General features: G+C 75.2%; 13 protein-coding genes and 2 pseudogenes. 9 read left to right on the forward strand and 6 right to left on the reverse strand.

The features are described 5' to 3' along the window. Nucleotides 1-70 precede the first annotated feature (70 nt). Nucleotides 71-1333, reverse strand: a complete 1263-nt coding sequence (purD, locus tag ABD993_RS09985; protein WP_345414983.1) for a phosphoribosylamine--glycine ligase — start codon at nucleotides 1331-1333, stop codon at nucleotides 71-73. Nucleotides 1334-1471: 138 nt separating this feature from the next. On the opposite strand from purD, the gene ABD993_RS09990 reads away from it, so the two are divergent. Next, nucleotides 1472-2443 (forward strand): glycerophosphodiester phosphodiesterase, encoded by a 972-nt coding sequence (locus tag ABD993_RS09990; protein ID WP_345414985.1) that lies wholly within the window; start codon nucleotides 1472-1474, stop codon nucleotides 2441-2443. 18 nt (nucleotides 2444-2461) lie between these two features. Here ABD993_RS09990 and ABD993_RS09995 read toward each other — a convergent pair whose 3' ends face one another. The 4 genes from ABD993_RS09995 to acs form a co-directional block, all read right to left on the reverse strand. After that, nucleotides 2462-3388 carry an alpha/beta fold hydrolase gene (locus ABD993_RS09995; RefSeq protein WP_345414987.1) on the reverse strand — a complete coding sequence of 309 codons (927 nt, stop codon included), beginning with the start codon at nucleotides 3386-3388 and terminating at the stop codon, nucleotides 2462-2464. Continuing rightward, entirely contained in the window at nucleotides 3389-3892 is a 504-nt protein-coding gene (locus ABD993_RS10000; RefSeq protein ID WP_345414989.1) for a phage holin family protein, read from the reverse strand. It lies immediately after the preceding gene. Nucleotides 3893-3968: 76 nt separating this feature from the next. Further along, nucleotides 3969-4418 (reverse strand): alternative ribosome rescue aminoacyl-tRNA hydrolase ArfB, encoded by a 450-nt coding sequence (arfB, locus tag ABD993_RS10005; protein ID WP_345414991.1) that lies wholly within the window; start codon nucleotides 4416-4418, stop codon nucleotides 3969-3971. 4 nt (nucleotides 4419-4422) lie between these two features. After that, a complete protein-coding gene (gene acs, locus ABD993_RS10010) occupies nucleotides 4423-6396 on the reverse strand; it encodes an acetate--CoA ligase (protein ID WP_345414993.1) in 1974 nt (657 codons plus the stop codon). Between the two features lie 145 nt (nucleotides 6397-6541). Between acs and ABD993_RS10015 the strand changes: the two genes are divergently transcribed. After that, nucleotides 6542-7264 (forward strand): oxidoreductase, encoded by a 723-nt coding sequence (locus tag ABD993_RS10015; protein WP_345414995.1) that lies wholly within the window; start codon nucleotides 6542-6544, stop codon nucleotides 7262-7264. A 362-nt stretch (nucleotides 7265-7626) separates the two neighbouring features. On the opposite strand, the pseudogene ABD993_RS10020 reads toward ABD993_RS10015, so the two are convergent. Beyond that, nucleotides 7627-8441 (reverse strand): annotated as a pseudogene (locus ABD993_RS10020) (HAD family hydrolase). A 496-nt stretch (nucleotides 8442-8937) separates the two neighbouring features. Here ABD993_RS10020 and ssd point away from each other — a divergent pair. The 7 genes and pseudogenes from ssd to ABD993_RS10055 all read left to right on the forward strand — a co-directional run. Continuing rightward, complete coding sequence (gene ssd / locus ABD993_RS10025) at nucleotides 8938-10032, forward strand: septum site-determining protein Ssd (RefSeq protein ID WP_345414997.1); 1095 nt, start codon at nucleotides 8938-8940, stop codon at nucleotides 10030-10032. Next, nucleotides 10029-11324 (forward strand): TadA family conjugal transfer-associated ATPase, encoded by a 1296-nt coding sequence (locus tag ABD993_RS10030; protein ID WP_345414999.1) that lies wholly within the window; start codon nucleotides 10029-10031, stop codon nucleotides 11322-11324. Before ssd ends, ABD993_RS10030 begins: the two co-directional genes overlap by 4 nt. Continuing rightward, a complete protein-coding gene (locus ABD993_RS10035) occupies nucleotides 11321-12121 on the forward strand; it encodes a secretion system protein (protein WP_345415001.1) in 801 nt (266 codons plus the stop codon). The genes ABD993_RS10030 and ABD993_RS10035 overlap by 4 nt, the downstream gene beginning before the upstream one ends. Then, a complete protein-coding gene (locus ABD993_RS10040) occupies nucleotides 12118-12855 on the forward strand; it encodes a type II secretion system F family protein (protein WP_345415003.1) in 738 nt (245 codons plus the stop codon). The genes ABD993_RS10035 and ABD993_RS10040 overlap by 4 nt, the downstream gene beginning before the upstream one ends. Nucleotides 12856-12938: 83 nt before the next feature. Beyond that, complete coding sequence (locus tag ABD993_RS10045; RefSeq protein WP_345415005.1) at nucleotides 12939-13409, forward strand: DUF4244 domain-containing protein; 471 nt, start codon at nucleotides 12939-12941, stop codon at nucleotides 13407-13409. Beyond that, nucleotides 13409-13765, forward strand: a complete 357-nt coding sequence (locus tag ABD993_RS10050; RefSeq protein ID WP_345415007.1) for a TadE family type IV pilus minor pilin — start codon at nucleotides 13409-13411, stop codon at nucleotides 13763-13765. The genes ABD993_RS10045 and ABD993_RS10050 overlap by 1 nt, the downstream gene beginning before the upstream one ends. Beyond that, nucleotides 13762-14130 (forward strand): annotated as a pseudogene (locus ABD993_RS10055) (Rv3654c family TadE-like protein); the annotation flags it as partial. The gene ABD993_RS10050 and the pseudogene ABD993_RS10055, both read left to right, overlap by 4 nt. Nucleotides 14131-14171: the final 41 nt, after the last annotated feature.

Here is a 14171-nt window from a genome sequence, read left to right on the forward strand (position 1 = left end):
TCGCGAACCGTCGTTGGCAACAGCTGCGTAACCTGGCCGTCACTTCAGCCACCGACGTGTGAGGCCGGGATCACCGACCCGGATCCGTCACCTCGCCCTTCTCCGCGCGCAGGCCGATGTCCGTGCGATGGTGCGATCCCGCCAGGTGGACGCCCTCGACCCGGCGGTAGGCCTCCGCGCGGGCTGCGGCCAGGTCCGGCCCGGTCCCCACCACGGACAGCACCCGGCCGCCGGTGGAGACCACCGCGCCGTCCTCCCGGCGCCGGGTGCCCGCGTGCAGCACACCCTCGGCCTCGGCCCCGGTGATGACGTCGCCGAGCCGGGGCGTGCCGGGATACCCCTCCGCGGCCACCACCACGGTCACCGCGGCGCCGTCGGTCCACTCCAGGGGGGCGTGGTCGGCCAGCGTGCCGGTCGCGGCGGCGTTCAGCAGGCCCGCCAGCGGCGTGCGCAGCAGCGCGAGCACCACCTGGGTCTCCGGGTCGCCGAAACGGCAGTTGAACTCGATCACCGACGGGCCGTTGCCCGTCAGCGCGAGCCCGGCGTAGAGCAGGCCGGTGAACGGGGTGCCCCGGCGGGCCATCTCGTCCGCCACGGGCTGCACCACGGTCGCCACGAGCTCGTCCACCAGTCCCTCGCCCGCCCACGGCAGCGGGGCGTAGGCGCCCATCCCGCCGGTGTTCGGGCCGGAGTCGCCGTCGCCGACCCGCTTGAAGTCCTGCGCGGGCACCAGCGGCACCACCGTGGTCCCGTCCACCAGGCAGAACAGGGAGGCCTCCGGGCCGTCCAGGTAGGACTCGAGCAGGACCGGGTGGCCGTCGTCCAGCAGGTGCATGGCGTGGGCGCGGGCGATCTCGAGGTCCTCGCTCACCACCACGCCCTTGCCCGCGGCCAGCCCGTCGTCCTTGACGACGTAGGGCGGGGCGAAGCCCGCCAGCGCCTCGTCCAGCCGCGCGGGGTTGTCCACGATCACCGACGACGCCGTGGGCACCCCCGCCGCCGCCATGACGTCCTTCGCGAAGGCCTTCGAACCCTCGATCCGGGCCGCCTCGGCACCCGGGCCGAAGCAGGCGAACCCGGCCGCCCGCACAGCGTCGGCGACCCCCGCGACCAGCGGGATCTCCGGACCGATCACCACCAGGTCCGCACTCCAGTCCCGGGCCAGCGCGACCACCGCCGCGCCGTCGCGGACGTCCACGCCGCGTTGCTCGGCGACGGCCGCGGTCCCGGCGTTGCCGGGGGCGCAGGCCAGCGCCGTCACCTGGGGGTCCTGCGCCAGGGCGAGGACGAGGGCATGTTCTCGGGCACCGCTCCCGACGACCAGTACGCGCACGGGGAGGAACAGTAACCGGCTGACGTGGGGTGATCCTCGTCGCGTACGGCCGACCAGGGTTCACCCGTCGTCCGTACCCTCGACACGGCACCGACGTTCGGGGCGGCGACCCTGGCGTTCCCCTGCGGAAGGAACCCCGTGCCGCTCGTGATCGCCCACCGGGGCGCGTCCGGCTACCGACCCGAGCACACCCTCGCGGGCTACGAGCTGGCCGCGCGGATGGGGGCGGACTTCCTCGAGCCGGACCTGGTCAGCACCGCGGACGGGGTGCTCGTCGCCCGGCACGAGCCGGGGATCGGCGGCACCACGGACGTCGCCGCGCACCCCGAGTTCGCCGCGCGCCGCACCGTGCGCGAGATCGACGGCGTGCCCCGCGAGGACTGGTTCACCGACGACTTCACCCTCGCCGAGCTGCGGACCCTGCGCGCCGTCGAGCGGCTGCCCGCGCTGCGCCAGGGCAACACCCTCTACGACGGGCTGTTCGCGGTCCCCACCTTCACCGAGATCCTCGAGCTGCGCGAGCGCCTGTCCGTCGAGCTGGGCCGCGAGATCGGGGTCTACCCGGAGACGAAACACCCCTCGTACCTGGCCTCACGGGGGCTGGCCTGCGAGCCCGCGCTCGTCGCGGCGCTGCGGGCGTTCGGCCTCGACCGCGCGGACTCGCCGGTCTTCGTGCAGTCCTTCGAGACCCGCAACCTGCGCGCGCTGCACGTCGAGACCCCCGTCCGGCTGATCCAGCTGGTCGACTCGGCGGGCGCGCCCGCGGACGACCCGCGGACCTATGCGGAGCTGCTGGCGGACCTGCCCGCCGTCGCGGCCTACGCGGCCGGGATCGGCCCGGCGAAGGACCTGGTCATCCCACCCGGCGGGGCGCCGACGTCCCTCGTCGCGGACGCCCATGCGGCGGGCCTGCTCGTGCACCCCTACACGTTCCGCAACGAGAACTCGTTCCTGCCGGACGTGATGCGCCGGGGCGCCCGCGAGGACCAGATCGGGAACGTCTTCGCCGAGTACCGCGCCTTCCTCGACGCGGGCGTGGACGGCTTCTTCACCGATCACCCCGACACCGCGCTCGCCGCCCTCTCACTCAGCGCCTCCGGCGCCCGGTGAGTGGCGCCGGAGCCGCACTCACCGCACACGACCCCGGAGGTGGCTCAGGATCAGGTCGGTCGTCTCCGCGGGGCGTTCCTGGTGCACGAAGTGGCCGGTGTCGAGGACGCGGTGGGCGAACGGACCCGTCGTCCAGCGCTCGGAGCGACGCGCGGTCGTCTCCAGGACGCAGGGGTCCGCGGAGCCGTGCAGCTGCAGGACGGGGACCTCGGCGGGCCGTGAGACGGCCGCGGCGAACCGACGACCCTCCGCGCGCAGCTGAGACCGCGCCATCCAGCGGTAGTACTCCAGGCAGCAGTGCGCGACCGTCGAGATCCGCATCGCCTCCCGGTTGCGGCGGGCGGCCTCGGCGAAGTCCGCGGTGTCGGTCCACTCCTGCCCGGACCAGGCCCGCATGATCCGCTCGACCCGCGCGCCGTCGTCTCGGCGCAGGGAACGTTCGGGGCGACGCGGCAGCTGGAAGCCCGCCATGTAGCTCGCGCTGGCCCGGCCCTGACCGAAGGGCTCCCGCGCCACCGCGGCCCGGAAGGCCAGCGGGTGCGCGATGCCGATCGTGGTCAGCGTCGTCAGCCTGCGCGGGTGCAGTGCCGCCAGCGTCCAGGCGATGGCACCGCCCCAGTCGTGTCCGACGACGTGCGCGCGCGGCTCGCCCAGCGAGCGGATCAACCCGTCGACGTCACCGGCGAGGGTCCACAGGTCGTAGCCGCGGGGCGGCTTGTCCGAGTCCCCGTAGCCGCGCAGGTCCACCGCGACGGCCCGGTACCCGGCCTCGGCGAGCGCCCGCAGCTGGTGCCGCCACGACCACCAGAACTCCGGGAAGCCGTGCAGCAGCACCACCAGTGGGCCCTCGCCCGCCTCGACGACGTGCAGCCGGATCCCGTTGGCCGAGAGCGACCGGTGCGTCCACGGCCCCGGGACCCGGACGACCGAGGGCTCGGGGGCCACCTAGCGAGCGTGGCCGTTGAGCTGGGGGGTCGCGGGGGTGTCGCTCTTGCCGCGGTTGCCGAGCACCTGCGCCGTGTCCCTGAGCGAGGAGATCGTGCGCTCCGGCTTGCGGATCTTCTTCACCCGCAGGTAACCGATCAGCGCCGCGAGCCCCGCCGCCAGGATCATGATCCCGAAGACGATGCCGAACGCCGCCGAGCGCGGCAGCCAGATGTCCAGCACCTCGCCGATCGCGAGGAACAGGAAGAACAGGCTGAACAGGGCGATGACGAGGGCGACGATGAAGAAGACGCTGCCTTGCACACCCTTCTTGACCTCGGAGGTCACCTCGGCCTTGGCCAGCTCCACCTCGGAGCGGACCAGGGTCGAGACGTGCGACGTGACGTCGCGGACGAGGTCGCCGATCGACTGCTCCGAGGAGCCGGGAGCCGGCTCCTTCGACAGCGGGATCGACGGCAGTACGGGCGGAACGTCCGTGCCGCCGGAGCTGGTCGGGGTGGCCACCGCGGTCCCTCCTGCTGGTTGGTTGTGCGCATCCTTCCACGAAGGACTTCCCCGCACCGGTCAGGTCAATCTCTGATCACTCGTGAGTGTCCCGCCCACCCCGGCCGCGCAGCTTCTTGATCGCCCCGCGGCGGGTCTTCGAGTCCAGCCTGCGGCGCTGCGACCCCCGGGTCGGCTTGGTCGGGCGCCGGGACGCGGGCGGCGCCTTCGTGGCCTCGCGCAGCGCCTGGGCCAGCCGTTCCCGGGCGGACTCCCGGTTGCGGAGCTGGCTGCGGGAGTCCCCCGCGGCGATGGTGAGGACCCCGTCGACGAGCCTGCCGCGCAGGTTGCGCAGGGCGCGGTCGCGCAGCTCGTCGGACAGGCTGGGCGAGTTCGCGACGTCGAAGCCGAGCTCCACCCGCGAGTCCGTGGTGTTCACGCCCTGCCCGCCCGGGCCGGACGAGCGCGAGAACCGCCAGCGCAGCTCGCGGGCGGGGATGACGACCCCGCGACGCACGAGCACGCCGTCGGGGTCGTCGTCCACCATGGGGTCAGTCCTCCCCCTTGCCCTCTTTCAGGCCCGACTGGATCAGGCTCATCACGCTGTCGTCCGCCAGCGTCGAGACGTCCCCGACCTCGCGGTTCTCCGCGACGTCCCGCAGCAGCCGGCGCATGATCTTGCCGGAGCGGGTCTTCGGGAGCTCCTCCACCACCATGATCTGGCGGGGCTTGGCGATCGGGCCGATCTCCTTGGACACGTGGTTGCGCAGGGCCGCGATGGCCTCCTCGCCCTTCGCCTCGTCCTGGGCGACGTTCCCGCGCAGGATGACGAAGGCGACGATCCCCTGGCCCGTCGTCGGGTCCGACGCGCCGACCACGGCGGCCTCGGCCACCGTCGGGTGGCTGACCAGCGCCGACTCGACCTCGGTGGTGGAGATGCGGTGCCCGGAGACGTTCATCACGTCGTCCACGCGGCCCAGCAGCCAGATCGCGCCGTCGTCGTCGTACTTGGCGCCGTCCCCCGCGAAGTAGTAGCCCTGCTCGGCGAAGCGGGACCAGTACGTGTCCTTGTACCGCTCCTCGTCCCCCCAGATGCCGCGCAGCATCGACGGCCACGGCTTGTCGAGCACCAGGTACCCGCCCTCACCGTTGCCGACCGGCGTGCCGGACTCATCGACCACGGTCGCGCCGATGCCCGGCAGCGGCCGCATGGCCGAGCCCGGCTTGGTGGCCGTGACGCCCGGCAGCGGGGCGATCATCATGGCGCCGGTCTCCGTCTGCCACCAGGTGTCGACGATCGGGCAGCGCTCCTTGCCGATCTTCTCCCGGAACCACATCCAGGCCTCGGGGTTGATGGGCTCACCCACCGTGCCGAGCACCGTCAGCGTGGAGAGGTCGAACTTCTCCGGGATCTCCGCGCCCCACTTCATGAACGTGCGGATCAGCGTGGGCGCGGTGTAGTAGATCGTGACGCCGTACTTCTGCACGATCTCCCAGTGCCGTCCCTCGTGCGGGGTGTTCGGCGTGCCCTCGTACATCACGGACGTGGCGCCGTTGGCCAGCGGCCCGTACACGATGTAGGAGTGCCCGGTGACCCAGCCGATGTCGGCGGTGCACCAGTAGACGCTCTCGCCGGGCTTGTGGTCGAACACCACGTTGTGGGTGTAGGCGACCTGTGTGAGGTAGCCGCCCGAGGTGTGCAGGATGCCCTTGGGCTTCCCGGTGGTGCCCGAGGTGTAGAGGATGAACAGCGGCTGCTCGGCGTCGAACAGCTCGGGTTCGTGCTGGTCGGAGGCACCGTCGACGGCGTCGTGCCACCAGAGGTCCCGACCCTCGGTCCAGGCGACGTCGGTCTCGGTCCGCTTGACCACGAGCACGTGCTCGATGGTCGTGCCCTCGACGGCCTGGTCGGTGTTCTCCTTCATCGGGGCGGGCTTGCCCCGACGGAACTGGCCGTCGCTGGTGATCAGCAGCTTGGCCTCGGCGTCCTCGATGCGGGCCTTGAGCGCACCCGGGGAGAAGCCACCGAAGACCACGCTGTGCATCGCGCCCAGGCGCGCGCAGGCCAGCATGGAGAACACGGCCTCCGGGATCATCGGCAGCTGGATGGCGACCCGGTCACCCGCCCCGACACCCAGCTCCGTCAACGCGTTCGCGGTCTTGCAGACCTCACGCTGCAGCTCGGCGTAGGTGATCGTGCGGGTGTCCCCCGGCTCGCCCTCCCAGTGGAAGGCCACCCGGTCACCGTTGCCGGCCTCGACGTGCCGGTCCACGCAGTTGTAGGCGACGTTCAGCTTCCCGCCGACGAACCACTTCGCGAACGGCGGCTGCCAGTCGAGGACCTGCGACCACTTCTCGCCCCAGCTCAGCCGGTCGGCCTGCTCGGCCCAGAAGGCCTCGCGGTCGCCCTCGCCGCGCTCGTACCAGTCCGCGGTGGCGTTCGCCTGAGCGGCGAACTCCTCGCTCGGTGGGAAACTACGGCTCTCGGTGGACAGGTTGCTGAGTGTCGCTCCCGACTCGGCCATTTCTGTTGCGTCCTCCTCCGGCACCGGCGCTCATGACGCAGCGCGCACGTCGACTTGTGAACGTAGTGCTCCGCGACGGCCCGCGCACCGTCGGTACGGACGGGACACGGGCCGGCCGTTCCGGACGGTAGGGCAGCATGACGGGGTGCCGGATCCGCTCGCGCCCCTCCTCGACCTCCCGGGGGTGACCGCCGCCGTCGCCTCCGTGCGCGAGGCGCTCGTCCCGGTGCACAACCACACGGTCAACCGGCGTGGCTGGCCCGCGACCGCGGCGGAGGCGGCCCTGCGTGCCGCCCGTGCGTCCGCGGCGCTGGACGGGGCGCCCCTCTCACCGGCGCGGGAGGAGCACGTCACGCACCCGGTGCTGGCGGGGGCGGTCCGGGTGGCGGACGAGGCCGGCAAGCTGCTGGCGACCTGGAAGGGGGCGCCGTTGCAGGCCCTGGCCCGGCTCCACGTGCTGGCCGCGGCCGACCTGGCCCCCTCGGAGACCCTGGGCAGGCCGCGGGAGGGCGCGTCCGCCCGGTTGTCGGTGCTCGCCGACCTGCTGACCGGCGGGACCTCGGTGCCCGCGCCGATCCTCGTCGCCGTCGTGCACGGCGAGCTGCTGGCCCTACGTCCGTTCGGGACGGCGGACGGCGTCGTCGCCCGCGCGGCGGCCCGACTGACCGCCGTCTCGACCGGGCTGGACCCGAAGTCGCTGGCGGTGCCGGAGGTGGGACACCTGCGACGCGCGGCCGAGTACCGCGCGGCGGCGGTGGCGTTCGCGACCGGGTCGCCGGACGGGCTGCGCGAATGGATCCTGCACATCTGCTCCGCCTGGGAGGCGGGGGCGCGCGAGGGGATGTCCATCGCCCAGGCCCGCGCATGAGATCGGGCGGTGTCCCCCCGGAGGGGAACACCGCCCGATTCGCACGAGAATCCGGGGTCCAGGCGTGCACTACGTGTCGTGCAACGGCCTCGGCGTCCGGCGTCCCGGTCCGCAGGCCCACGACGACATGCCTCCCGCGGCGTGCTGTGCGTGGAGTGCCCGGCGCTCGTGCACGGAGCCTCGAGAGGGGGAGTCGGGTGCTTCTCTGCCGCACCGACCCTGGCCTTCCGGGGGTCCGTGAGGACTATTCGTACTCCGTGACGCCGGACACAGCAAGGGGTTGGCCGAAGTGCACCGGTTCAGCAGCACAGCGTGGCGATCACCGCGGGAAAGAGGACCCGGACGGCGGTGGCGCAGGGCTCTCACCTGCGTGAACGCGATCTCGTCCACCATCCCGCGCCGCCGGCTGCGGCCAGGCCGCCCGCCACGAGCAGCCCGGCGAGGACCGGTACCTGCGGCCGGATCCGGGCGCGCAGCGTGACCGGCGCGGCGAAGATCCGTACCGGCCAGCCGCGCTCGCCCGCCAGCCTGCGCAACGCCTTGTCGGGGTTGACGACCGTGGGGTGGCCGACGGCGGCGAGCAGCGGCTCGTCGGTGATCGAGTCGGAGTAGGCCGAGCACCGCGCGAGGTCGTAGCCGCGCTCGGTCGCGATGCGCCGCGCGACGATGGCCTTCTGCTCGCCGTAGCAGTAGAACTCGATCTCGCCCGTGTAGCGGCCGTTGCGCGCCTCCATCCGGGTGGCGACGCGACGCAGCGGTCCGCGCCGATCATCGCCGCGATGGGCTCGACGACCTCCAGCCCCGAGGCGCTGAGCACGACGATCTCGTCCCCACGCGCCCGGTGCTCGGCGATCAGCGCGGTCGCCTCGGCGTAGACCATCGGCGCGACGATGTCGTGCAGCGTCTCGTCGACGATCGACCGGACCTGCGCGACGTCCCAACCGGTGGCGAGCGCGGTGATCCGCTTGCGCAGCAGGTCCATCGTGTCCGCGTCGGCGCCGGCGAGGAGCAGCAGCAGCTGGGCGTACCCGCTGCGCAGCACCGCCCGGCGGGTGATCAGCCCCTCGCGCCGGAACGGGCGGGAGAAGGCCAGCGCGCTGGACCCGGCGATGATCGTCTTGTCGAGGTCGAAGAAGGCGGCGGCGCCCTGCGGTCGGTCGGTGGGGGCGGTGGGCACCGGGGGAGCCTGCCAGACCCCCGGCGGGCCCCGGACATGGGACGGCCTCCGCCAGGGGGGATTGGCGGAGGCCGTCGGGCGGTTCAGCCCCGGGGGGTCGGACTGAACCCGCTCGGACACGCGAAAGCGGTACGAGCCAGGGACAACTGTAACCGCAAGTCCGCCGCTCCACCATGGCCGACGGTCGCGGAAGTCGCGGAAACGGTGGGCGGTCGGACGGTCAGCGCCCTGCGCTCACCGTGCGCCGATGTCGGGTGAACGCCCGACGGTCGTGCGGGTCGCCGTCACGGCGCACCCGGATGGCTGCGGGTCCCCCCTCCATGCTGCCCCACACCGGTGACGAAACCGGGCCCGGACCCCGCCGTGGGGCCGTCCGTCCACAGGTGTCGAGGGTTGTCCACAGATTCCGTCGACTCCGGCAGCGAAGGGGTCGACACGCCGCAGGCTTCGTTCGTGACCGCGGCCCGCCGCCGCGGCCGGACGGAGGGAGAGCGGGATGAGCGAGCGGACGCTGGTGCTGGTCGAGGACCCCGAGCTGCTCGACTCCGTGCTGCGGCTGGCGGCCGCGGCCGGGTGCGCGGTCCATCGCAGTCCCGACGCGGCGGACGCGCGGCGGCACTGGTCGCGGGCCCCGTTCGTGCTGGTGGACGAACCGTCGGCGGTGCGCTGCCTGCGGGCGGGGCTGCCCCGCCGGGCCGAGCTGGTGCTCGTCGGGTTCGGCCGGGCGTCGATGGAGGCGTTGGAGTGCGCCGTCGCGCTCGGTGCGGACCAGGCCGTCGAGCTCCCCGAGGCCGAGGCGCACCTGATGTCCCGGCTCGGGGCCGCCACCGAACGCGGCACCGCCCCGGAGCGGACGGGGCGGGTACTGGCGGTGGTCGGCGGACGGGGCGGGGCTGGAGCGTCGGTGCTCGCCGCGGCGGTGGCCGTCGGGGCGGCGCGGTCCGGGGAGCGCACCCTGCTGGTGGACTGCGACCCGCTCGGCGGCGGGCTGGACCTGGTCCTGGGGGCGGAGGAGGTCACCGGGCTGCGGTGGCCGGAGCTGCGGATCTCGGACGGCCGGGTCGCGGCCGCGGCGCTGCACGCCGCGTTGCCCGCCCCGGCGGTCAGCCGGGCGGCCGAGCTCGGCGTGCTGTCCTGTGCCCGGGAGTCCGTCGGTCCCTCCGCCGCGGCGGTCACGGCGGTGCTCGAGGCCGGTCGGCAGGCGGGCGAGACGGTGGTCTGCGACCTCCCGCGCTATCCCACCGACCCCGCGCTGGCCGCCCTCGAACTGGCCGACCGGGTGCTCCTGGTGGTCCCCGCGGACGTGCGCTCGTGTGCCGCCGCCGGCCGGGTGAGCGCCGTGCTCGCCGAGCAGACCCGCGAGCTCGGCCTGGTGGTGCGCGGGCCCTCGCCGGGCGGGCTCACCCCCGCGGATGTGGCCGAGGCCCTGGACCTGCCGCTGGTCGCGGCCATGGCGCCGGACAAGGGCCTGGCCCGCGCGCTGGAGCAGGGCCTCCCGCCCGGCCGCAGGCGCGGGCCGCTCGCCACCGCCGCCCAGGAGATCCTCGCCGCCTCCACCCCGACCGTCACCGCCCTGGGGCGGGCGTCGTGACCGCTCTGGTGGAACGGGTGCGGTCGCGGCTGGCCGAGGCCGGGCGCGAGCCCACGCCGGAGGCGGTGGCCGAGGCCGTCCGGGCCGAGTCCGGCGGGGTCGCCTCGGACCTGGACGTCCTCGCCGCCCTGCGGACGCTGCGTGAGGAGCTGGTCGGTGCGGGCCCGCTGGACGCGCTGGTCCGCGATCCCGCCGTCACGGACGTGCTGGTCTTCGGCGGCGGGACGGTGATGGTGGACCGGGGTGCGGGGCTCGAGACCGCGCCCGTCCGGGTGGCGGGCGAGGTCGCCGTCCGGCGGCTCGCCCAGCGCCTCGCGCTCGCCGCGGGCCGGAGACTGGACGACGCAGGCCCCTACGTCGACGGGTTCCTCGCCGGCGGGCCGGACGGCTCGCGTGGGATCCGCCTGCACGCCGTGCTCGCGCCGGTGGCGGCGGACGGGACCTGCCTGTCATTGCGGGTGCTGCGGCCCGCCGCGCACGACCTCGCCGCCCTCGCCCGCTCCGGCACCCTCCCGGGCCCGGCCGAGGACCTGGTGCGCGCGATCGTCGCCGCACGCCTGGCCGTCCTGGTCTCGGGAGGCACGGGCTCGGGCAAGACCACCCTGCTCGCCGCGTTGCTCGGTGCGGTCGATCCCGCCGAGCGGATCCTCACCGTCGAGGACGCCCAGGAGCTCCAGCCCCGCCATCCCCAGGTCGTCCGGCTGGTCGCGCGACCGCCCAACATCGAGGGCGCGGGCGGGGTCACCCTCCGGGAGCTGGTCCGCCAGGCCCTTCGGATGCGCCCGGACCGGGTGGTGGTGGGAGAGGTCCGCGGGGCGGAGGTCTGCGACCTGCTCTCGGCACTCAACACCGGACACGACGGCGGCGCGGGCACGGTGCACGCCAACTCCGCCCGCGAGGTCCCCGCCCGGATGGAGGCTCTCGCCGCCCTCGGCGGCATGGACCGCGCCGCCCTGCACAGCCAGCTCGCCGCGGCCGTCCAGGTTGTCCTGCACATGCGCCGTCTCCCGCAGGGGCGAGTCCTCGAGGCCGTCGGGGTCCTGCGGCGCGGCTCCACGGGGGAGGTGTCCGTCCTCCCCGCCTGGGAACGCCGCGGGGGCTGGACCTCCCACGGCGCGCACCTCGTGGACCTGCTCGAGGACCGCGGCGTCACCCTCGTGCCCGGCGTGTCGACCCCGGCACGGTCTCAGCCGGTCCCGCGCGACGGACGGCACGTCCCGCACCGCGCGCCGCGGGCCACCCCGTCTCGGGACGCCGCAGGCATCCCGTCCGCCTCGGGGGTCGGCTCGTGAACCCGGTGGTCGCGGTGGTCCTGGCGGCGGCCCTGCTCGTGGCGCCGGGTCCCGCCGGGCTCCGGCGGCTCGGGGCGGGCCGGTCCGGCGCCCGGCCGCGGATCCCGATCCCACCGGCCCCGGTCGCGGCGATGGCGGTGGGTGCCCTGGTCGGCGGGCTGCTGGGCGGAGTCGCCGGTGCGCCGGCCGGTGCCGCCGCGGCGGAGGTCGTGCGTCGCAGGCGCCGCCGCTCCCGGGACCGCGCGAGCTCGGTCGCCGAAGCGGGCGAGCTCGCCGAGTCGCTGGCCCGCATCGTCGCCGAGCTGCGCGGCGGCGCCCACCCGGCGGCCGCACTCGACGGGGTCCGGGCGGACGGCCCGCTGGCCGAACGCACCCTCGCGCCCGCCGCCGCGGCCGCCCGGCTCGGCGACGACGTCCCCGCGGCGCTCACCCGGGTCGCCGCGCGTGGCTCGACCCGGTTGCGCGCCGAGCTCCACCGCACCGCCGCCGCCTGGTCGCTCGCCGAGCGGCACGGCGCCCCGCTGGCGGCCCTGCTCGACGGGGTCCTCACCGACCTGCGGTGGAGACTCGCCTTCGAGGCCCGCACGCACGCCCGTGCGGCGGGTGCACGCGCCACGGCGTCGGTTCTCACCGCGCTCCCCCTCCTCGGGCTCGGGCTCGGCCACCTGGTCGGCGCGGCCCCCCTCGCGGTCCTGCGAGACGGCCTCCTCGGGCAGGTGCTGCTGCTGGTCGGGGTCGCGCTGCTGCTCGCGGGCGTCACCTGGGCGGACCGTCTCGCCGCCGGGTCGGCGTCATGACCGGCACCACCCTCGCGGCCCTGCTCGGTGCAATCGCGCTGGCGGTCGTCGGGGACGGCGCCGCACGCGGCAGGCTCCGGGCGCTCGGACCCCGCACCCCCGCGGAGCCGAGCCGAACCCTGCGCGGCCGCTGGACGATCGTCGGTGGCCTCGCCGCCGCGGCCCCGGGGTGGCTCGTGGCGGGCGGTCCGGAGGCGGGCACCGGGGCCGTGGCGGCCGCGGCCCTGCTCGGGGGTGCCGTGGCGGCGGCTCTCCACATCGCGGCCCGGTGGGCGGTGACGGCTCCGCGCACCCGGGTGGACGGCCTCGCGGCGGGCTGGGAGCTGCTGGCGACCTGTCTGGAGTCCGGCCTGCCGGTGCCGACGGCGGTCGAGGTGGCCGCGCAGCGCATCGAGGGGCCCGCGTCCGCCACGCTGCGGCGGGTCGGCGGGCTGCTCGAGCTGGGCTCGGACGGGGCCGAGGCCTGGACCTGCACCACCGCCGTTCCGGAGCTGGCCGCGTTCGGGCGGGCGGCGCGCCGGTCCGCCGACACCGGGGCGGGCCTGGCCCGGGTCGCCCGGGGTGAGGCCGAGCGGTTGCGGGCCGGGCTGGCGGACGCCGCCGAAGCCCGGGCCGAACGGGCGGCTGTGCTGGTTGCAGCACCCCTCGGCCTGTGTTTCCTGCCCGCCTTCCTGGCGCTGGGGATCGCCCCGGTGGTGATCGGCCTGGCAGGCCGAGCACTGAGCTCATGGTGACGCCCACCGCCCGGCCGCCCCCGGCGCGAGCGCCCACCGATCCGCCCGCCCCCACCGAACTCACCGATCACGAGGAGCATCCGATGTCCGTTCCCACCCTCGCCCACCCCGGCCCCGACCGACCGCGAGGCCCGCGCAGCCGCGCCCTGCGCACCTGCCCGGACGGCGCCGTGCCGCACCGTGCCCCGGCACCCGACGCGACCCCGTCGACCGGGCCCACCGCCCAGGAGGCGGGGGTGGAGGGGTCCCCGCCGGACGCGGCGGGACACGAGACGACCAGACCACCCACCGGCCCGCGGGGGCGCCGCCCCCGCTTCGCCCTCGCGCACGTCCCACTCCTGGTGCTCGAGGTGGCGACCCGGCTGTCCGGTGGCGGCCGGAGGATCGTGCGTGCCCTCCTGAAGGACGACAGCGGCATGTCCACCGTGGAGTACGCGATCGGCACGGTGGCGGCGGCGGCGTTCGGCGTCGTGCTGTACACCGTGGTGACCGGGGACTCGATCCTGACCGCGTTGACCGGGCTGGTGCAGCGCGCGTTGCAGATCGAGTTCTGATGCGGGACACCGAGCGCGGCGCGATCACGGTCGAGGCGGCGATCGCGCTGAGCGCCCTCACCCTCGTCGTCCTCGCCGCGCTCGGTTCGCTGGGCGCTGTCGCCGCCGCGGTGCGCTGTCAGGACGCGGCGCGGGAGCTGGCCCGCCTCGCCGCCCGAGGGGACGTCGAGCGTGCTCACGCCGTCGCGACCACCGCGGCCCCGCCAGGCGCCGAATGGCAGCTCAGCACCACCGGGGACGAGATCCGCGTGACCGTCTCCGCGGCGCCGCTCCCCCTGCTGCCCCTGCGGATCAGCGGATCCGCCCTGGCACTCCGCGAACCCGGCGCGGGCACCGCTGAGGAGCCCCCGCCATGACCGCCGGGTCCGGCGCCTCGGCCACCGAGGACGGGTCCGGGGATTCGACCGACCGGGGTTCGGCCACGGTCTGGGCGGCCTCCGCCGTGGTGATCCTCCTGGCGGTCACGGCGGTGCTGCTCGATCTCGGGGGCGCGGTCGTCGCGCGGCACCGTGCCCAGGCCGCGGCCGACCTGGCGGCCCTGGCCGCTGCGGGTGATCCCGTGGAAGGAGCGTCCGCGGCGTGCGCGGCGGCGGCCCGGGTCACCACGGCCATGGGCGCCGAGCTGGCAGGCTGCACGCTCGACGGCTGGAACGCGCTGGTGGAGGTGCGGCTCGCCCGCCCCTGGGCGCTCCTCACCCGGGGCTCGGCCGTGGCCCGGGCGCACGCCGGGCCCGTGCAGGAGGCGCTCCCCGGCCCGGTCGA

Origin of the sequence: Pseudonocardia xishanensis, assembly GCF_039541715.1 — a bacterium.
In the GTDB taxonomy this organism is placed as follows: domain Bacteria; phylum Actinomycetota; class Actinomycetes; order Mycobacteriales; family Pseudonocardiaceae; genus Pseudonocardia; species Pseudonocardia xishanensis.

Bases quoted from the DNA above. Each gene is read 5' to 3' on its own strand.
- arfB (WP_345414991.1), bottom strand. From the start codon at position 4,418: ATGGTGGACGACGACCCCGACGGCGTGCTCGTGCGTCGCGGGGTCGTC.
- acs (WP_345414993.1), bottom strand. From the start codon at position 6,396: ATGGCCGAGTCGGGAGCGACACTCAGCAACCTGTCCACCGAGAGCCGT.
- ssd (WP_345414997.1), top strand. From the start codon at position 8,938: ATGAGCGAGCGGACGCTGGTGCTGGTCGAGGACCCCGAGCTGCTCGAC.
- ABD993_RS10040 (WP_345415003.1), top strand. From the start codon at position 12,118: ATGACCGGCACCACCCTCGCGGCCCTGCTCGGTGCAATCGCGCTGGCG.
- ABD993_RS10045 (WP_345415005.1), top strand. From the start codon at position 12,939: ATGTCCGTTCCCACCCTCGCCCACCCCGGCCCCGACCGACCGCGAGGC.
- ABD993_RS10050 (WP_345415007.1), top strand. From the start codon at position 13,409: ATGCGGGACACCGAGCGCGGCGCGATCACGGTCGAGGCGGCGATCGCG.